The sequence below is a fragment of the Paenarthrobacter sp. NPDC058040 genome, from assembly GCF_042885775.1.
GTDB lineage: Bacteria > Actinomycetota > Actinomycetes > Actinomycetales > Micrococcaceae > Arthrobacter.
The window spans coordinates 1-2312 of record NZ_JBHVRN010000029.1; the positions used below are offsets into that span (position 1 = coordinate 1).

General features: G+C 61.8%; 2 protein-coding genes. Both read left to right on the forward strand.

The window, feature by feature from the left end; translation table 11 throughout:
* The first annotated feature begins 136 nt into the window (after positions 1-136).
* Entirely contained in the window at positions 137-667 is a 531-nt protein-coding gene (locus tag ACFVSJ_RS24080; protein WP_387439642.1) for an ArsR/SmtB family transcription factor, read from the forward strand.
* Positions 668-868: 201 nt separating this feature from the next.
* Positions 869-2206, forward strand: coding sequence for an NADP-specific glutamate dehydrogenase (gene gdhA / locus ACFVSJ_RS24085; RefSeq protein ID WP_387439643.1), 1338 nt, complete (start codon positions 869-871; stop codon positions 2204-2206).
* Positions 2207-2312 lie beyond the last annotated feature (106 nt).

Genomic DNA, 2312 nt, shown 5'->3' on the forward strand with positions numbered 1-2312 from the left:
CCCCATCCCTCAAGGATCCCCGCCCCACCCATCCCGGAGCTTTTTCAATGAGGCAACGTATCCGGCTACGCGGAGGTTTTTTGTGAGTCAACGCGAAGGGATGCCATTTGACGTATATGTCGCTAGGGTGGGTGTCATGGTGACTGACGACGTATTTGCCGTCATAGCTGAGGCAACCAGGCGCGATATCCTGGTTTCCCTCCGCTCTGGGGATAAAGCTGTAGGGGAACTGGTAGAAGAACTGGCCGCAAGCCAGCCCACCATCTCCAAGCATTTGAAAGTTTTGCGCGAGGCCGATTTGGTCAGCATGCGCGCACAGGGGCAGAAGCGCTTCTACACGCTGAATCCCAAGCCGCTCGCCGGCGTCGCCAATTGGCTGGAAACGTTCGACGTCGGCCCGGCGGCCCCCGCCGTCGTCGTACCTTCCGAAGGGGAGCCTGCCGCTGCTCCGGTGGCCACGGATGCCGCAGAAGAGAACGAGTCCCGTCCCGAGGTGCTCAGCCAGGCAGTAACGGCGCATGCGGCGGACGCTCCGGTATCCGTGGACCTGCAACCGGACGACACTGTGCCGCAGCAAATCGGCCGTACCGTCGGCCGCGCCGCGACCAAGGCTGCGGACCTCCTGGCGAACCTTCCGAATCTGCCGAAGTTCGGGCGAAAGCGCTAGATCTAACGTGATACTCCTCACATTGTGAGGTTTTGTTAACCTCTGGTTTCCCGTCTTTCCGAGGTTTTTCTCCAGTTGTGTTAAGTCGGGCCTTGGCGGTCACATCCGGCGTGGATGGAGATCCTACCTTTGTTGGTGCGAGCATGAGCGGGACTTTGATTGTCTCGCCGCGGATCGTGGCACTGAGGGATAGGAAGACGCATGGACTCAAGGCTCGAAGCCGTCCGGGACACCGTGTTGGCGCGGAACCCCGGAGAAAAGGAATTCCACCAAGCGGTAACAGAGGTCTTCGAAAGCCTGGGCCCGGTCCACGACCGCCACCCTGAATTCCTCGAAGGCGCCGTGCTTGAGCGCCTCTGCGAGCCGGAGCGCCAGATCATCTTCCGTGTCCCGTGGACCGACGACGCCGGACGCGTGCACGTCAACCGCGGATTCCGGGTGGAGTTCAACTCCGCATTGGGCCCCTACAAGGGAGGCCTGCGCTTCCATCCCTCCGTTTACCTCGGCATCGTGAAGTTCCTCGGCTTCGAGCAGATCTTCAAGAACGCGCTGACGGGCATGCCCATCGGCGGCGGCAAGGGTGGCTCGGACTTCGACCCGCGCGGCCGCTCGGATGCCGAAATCATGCGTTTCTGCCAGTCCTTCATGACCGAGCTGTACCGGCACATCGGTGAGTACACGGACGTTCCCGCCGGTGATATCGGGGTGGGCGGCCGCGAGATCGGCTATCTCTTCGGCCAGTACAAGCGCATCACCAACCGCTACGAATCCGGCGTACTGACCGGCAAGGGGATTTCCTGGGGTGGCTCACTGGTGCGGCCCGAGGCCACCGGTTACGGAACGGTCATCTTCGCGCAGGAAATGTTGAAAACCCGCGGCACGTCCTTTGACGGCCAGCGAGTGGTGGTCTCCGGTTCCGGCAACGTTGCCATCCACGCGATCGCCAAAGCCCAGGCCCTCGGCGCCACCGTGGTGGCATGTTCGGACTCTGCCGGCTACATCGTGGATGAGGCGGGTATCGATGTTGCCCTGCTCAGCCAGATCAAGGAAGTGGAGCGGGCCCGCCTCACCGAATACGCTGCCCGTCGTCCGGGCTCAAGCCACGTTGCGGGCGGTTCAGTCTGGGATGTCAACGGCACGGTTGCGCTGCCATGTGCCACGCAGAACGAGCTCGACGGCGATGCTGCCGCCAAGCTGGTGAGTAACGGACTGATTGCCGTGGCCGAGGGTGCGAACATGCCCTCCACCCAGTCTGCGGTGGCGGTGTTCCAGGAAGCAGGCATCCTGTTCGGACCGGGCAAGGCCGCCAATGCCGGCGGAGTGGCTACCTCCGCACTGGAAATGCAGCAGAACGCCAGCCGCGATTCGTGGTCCTTCGAGCACACCGAACAGCGGCTCACGGAGATCATGGTGGGCATTCACGACCGCTGCGCAGAGACGGCCGAGGAATACGGGGCGCCCGGAAACTACGTGGTGGGCGCCAATATCGGTGGCTTCGTGAAGGTCGCCGACGCCATGCTGGCCCAGGGCCTCATCTAACGCTCGTGGTACCCAACTGAGTCGCAAAAGTGCGCGTTTTGAGGGCTCAAAAAACACACCAATTAGAGCGACAAAGGTTTTAGCAAAACAAAAAACACAACGAGAG

What these genes read in the sequence shown, in the direction of transcription:
- ACFVSJ_RS24080 (WP_387439642.1), top strand. Translation starts at nt 137, where the DNA reads ATGGTGACTGACGACGTATTTGCCGTCATAGCTGAGGCAACCAGGCGC.
- gdhA (WP_387439643.1), top strand. Translation starts at nt 869, where the DNA reads ATGGACTCAAGGCTCGAAGCCGTCCGGGACACCGTGTTGGCGCGGAAC.